The organism is Aeromonas popoffii (assembly GCF_000820025.1).
GTDB classification, from domain to species: Bacteria; Pseudomonadota; Gammaproteobacteria; order Enterobacterales; family Aeromonadaceae; genus Aeromonas; species Aeromonas popoffii.
In genome coordinates, this window is record NZ_CDBI01000032.1 from 16,184 (window position 1) to 19,765 (window position 3,582).

General features: G+C 58.7%; 3 protein-coding genes. 2 read left to right on the top strand and 1 reads right to left on the bottom strand.

Annotated elements, in window-relative coordinates; translation table 11 throughout:
- The coding region (hldE, locus tag BN1129_RS06655) for a bifunctional D-glycero-beta-D-manno-heptose-7-phosphate kinase/D-glycero-beta-D-manno-heptose 1-phosphate adenylyltransferase HldE (RefSeq protein ID WP_042035361.1) at window positions 1-1,090 on the top strand (1,090 nt) is incomplete at its 5' end.
- A gap of 118 nt (window positions 1,091-1,208) precedes the next feature.
- Here the strand turns inward: hldE and tolC are convergent.
- Window positions 1,209-2,537 carry an outer membrane channel protein TolC gene (tolC, locus tag BN1129_RS06660; protein ID WP_042035362.1) on the bottom strand — a complete coding sequence of 443 codons (1,329 nt, stop codon included), beginning with the start codon at window positions 2,535-2,537 and terminating at the stop codon, window positions 1,209-1,211.
- Window positions 2,538-2,843: 306 nt separating this feature from the next.
- On the opposite strand from tolC, the gene nudF reads away from it, so the two are divergent.
- Window positions 2,844-3,485, top strand: a complete 642-nt coding sequence (gene nudF, locus BN1129_RS06665) for an ADP-ribose diphosphatase (protein WP_042035364.1) — start codon at window positions 2,844-2,846, stop codon at window positions 3,483-3,485.
- Window positions 3,486-3,582: the final 97 nt, after the last annotated feature.

Below are 3,582 nucleotides of genomic sequence, written 5' to 3' on the forward strand. Positions count from 1 at the left end.
CCAGCAACTGCTGCGCCTCGACTTCGAGGAGGCGTTCCATGATGTCGATTCCACTCTGCTGATGCACAAGGTGGAGCAGGCGCTGCCTAACTGCGACGTGATGATCCTCTCCGACTACGGTAAGGGTGCCCTCAACGATGTACCCGGCATGATCCAGCGTGCCCGTGCCGCAGGTATTCCCGTCCTGGTCGACCCCAAGGGGACCGAGTTTGAGAAGTATCGCGGCGCCACCCTGCTGACTCCCAACATGTCCGAGTTCGAGGCTGTGGTGGGCAAGGTGAAAGGTGAAGAGGATCTGGTTGCCAAGGGACTGGCGCTGGTCAAGCGTTTCGAGCTGGAGGCCCTGCTGGTCACCCGTTCTGAAAACGGCATGACCCTGATCCGCGAAGGTCAGCCAGAGCTGCACCTGCCTGCTCTGGCCCAAGAGGTCTACGACGTGACCGGTGCCGGTGATACTGTCATCTCCACCCTGGCCACCTCGCTGGCCGCTGGCATGAGCCTGGAAGAGGCGTGTGCCTTGGCCAACACCGCCGCCGGCATAGTGGTCGGCAAGCTGGGTACTTCCACCGTCAGCCCGGTCGAGCTTGCCAATGCGCTTTACACCGAGCAGGAGACTGGCTTTGGTGTCATGTCCGAGGCTCAGCTCAAGGTTGCCGTGCAGGCTGCCCGCTTGCGTGGGGAGAAGGTGGTGATGACCAACGGCTGTTTCGACATACTGCACGCTGGTCACGTTTCCTACCTCGCCAATGCCGGCAAGTTGGGGGATCGCCTGATAGTGGCGGTCAATACCGATGACTCCGTCCGTCGCCTGAAAGGGCCGGGTCGCCCGGTCAATTCGACCGACCGCCGCATGGCCGTGCTGGCCGCGCTGGGCGCCGTGGACTGGGTGGTGCCTTTCGCCGAAGATACGCCCCAGCGGCTGATCGCTGAAGTGTTGCCCGACCTGTTGGTCAAGGGGGGGGACTACAAGCCGGAGGATATTGCCGGTTACGACGAGGTGACCGCCAATGGTGGCGAGGTGCGCGTGCTCAACTTCGAGGATGGCTGCTCTACCTCCGATATCATCAAGACTATCCGCGAGCGCGGCTAACTGCTCCATTGGCCCCGTAACATGGCGGGGCCGACACTTCTGCTCGTTCAGCTCGACAGCAATCCGGAGAACAAGAAGGCGACCCTGTGGTCGCCTTCTTCATTCCCGATAGCGGCTATCAGGCGTTGGTTTTGGTTTTTGCCGTGGCAGGCATCAAGCCCTGGTTCACTTCCACCAGATCTTTCTCTTCCAGCACACCGGCAGCCTGTTTCAGGCTCAGGATGTTGAGGATGTAGCTGTAACGAGCGGCAGAGAGCTTCTGCTTGGCATCGTACAGCTTACGGGTGGAGTCCAGCACGTCGACTATGGTGCGGGTACCCACTTCGTAACCGGCTTCAGTCGCTTTCAGGGCGCTGTCGGCGGAGACCACTGACTGGCTGTAGGCGCGTACCGAGCCGATGCTGGCGTTCACGTTGTTGTAAGAGGAGCGCACAGTGCTCTGTACCGAGCGGAAGTTCTTCTCCAGCTGCTCGCTGGCAGCCACGTAGTCGTACTGGGCCTGCTTCACTTTGGAGCTGGTGGCTCCACCGCTGTAGATAGGCAGCTTGAAGGTCAGGCCAATGTTGGACTGATTGGCATTGCCATCGGGGTTGCGGATCTCGTCTTTGTAATCGGTATAGCTGGTCTTCAGACCGGCATCCAGATCCAGGGTCGGCTCATGACCGGTCTTCTGCAGGTCGATCTGCTCCTTGGCAATGTCCTTGGCGATACGCGCGTTGTGCAGTTGCAGATTCTTGTCCAGTGCCAGCTCCAGCCACTTTTCGGAGCCAAAAGCGGTCTTCTGCGGGCTGAATCGCTCGGTGTTGAGCACAGCCAGATTACGGTGATCGATGCCGGTCAGTTCACGCAGGCTCTCGTAGCTGTTGTCCAGGGTATTTTCGGCACTGATCTCGTCGGCCAGCGCCTTGTCGCGCTCGGCCTCGGCCTCATGCACGTCCGTGATGGCGGTCAGGCCCACTTCGAAGCGCTGCTGGGTCTGTTCCAGCTGGCGTTCCACAGCAGCCTTGTTGGCGCGAACGAACTCCAGGATGTCCATCGCCTTGAGCACGTCGAAATAGGCTTGGGAGGTGCGCAGCATCAGGTTCTGGGCTTCGAGGTTGTAGGCCACGTCGGACTGGGTGGCGCTCTTCTCGGTGATATCCAGGTTGATCCAGTTACTGCGACGATAGAGGGATTGCGTTAGCGCAACTTTTCCGTTGGCAGTCGAACCGGTCAGGGTATCACCTTTGTTTTGCAGGTGGCTCAGACCTGCTTCCAGATCGACCTGTGGAAGCAGAGTTGCACGGGATTCGTTGATTTTCTCGAAGGCCTGGTCACGCCTGGCCTTGGATTCCTGCAGCTGGGTGTCCTTGATCTGGGCCTGTTGGTAAATATCGAGCAGGTTTTCGGCATGGACGCCGGCGCTGACGCCCAGCAACACCATGGCTGACAAGAGTGTTCTTTTCATTGATCGTTTTAACCTTATGTATTAACCCAAAGCTGTCGCTGGATGAAGGAGGGTTATTGTCACTGACCAAGCTTGATTTCAGCTTAATCGCTCCACTATAAGCAAAATTTTATGATAACTGGCTCTTTTCCAGCGACAAGAACGTCAGGCACGAGGGGGAGTTTTCTCCCCCTCGTGCCTAGCCAAATACCCTGTGGCTGCTAAAATCCATCCCTCATCTCCGTCGGGAACGAGTGAATGAATGTTCATTCATGTTCTCGGATTTTATGGTCAAACCGAGCCAAGTCAAGCTGGCGGGAGTCTCGTATGTCGCAGCAAGCCTTGCCCCAAACCCGTCACTATTCTGCCGATGATGTAAAAATTATCGATAAATCATCAGGATATAACGGCTTCTTCAAAGTAAACGTCTATCGCCTACAGCACAGGTTATTTGCGGGGGGCTGGAATGAACCCATAGTGCGCGAGCTGTTCGAGCGTGGCCATGCCAGCGCCCTGCTGCCCTATGATCCTGTGCGCGACCAGATAGTGCTGGTGGAGCAGTTCCGCATCGGCGCCATTGAGACCAGCGCCACGCCCTGGCTGCTGGAGCTGGTGGCTGGCATCATTGATGAAGGGGAAACCGCCGAAGCCGTGGTGCGTCGCGAGGCCGTGGAAGAGGCTGGGATCGAAGTGGGTCGCTGCGAGCATGCCATCAGCTATCTGGTGAGCCCGGGTGGCAGCACAGAGCGCATCGAGGTCTATGTGGGCGAGGTGGATGCCAGCAAGGCCGAGGGGATCCACGGTCTGGCGGAAGAGGGTGAGGATATCCGGGTGCACGTGGTGAGCCGCGAGCAGGCCTATGCCTGGCTCAAAGAGGGGCGCATCGACAACGCGGCCTCCGTCATTGCCTTGCAGTGGCTGGCCCTCAATCACGGCGAGCTGCGGGCGCGCTGGCTGGCGGGGCGCTAAAGGTGGCGCTCGTTCACACCCAGGCCAGGCGCTATGTGCCTGATTTGATGTCCCTGCAGCGTACCTGCGAGGTGAACTACTCACGGGTGTTGATTGA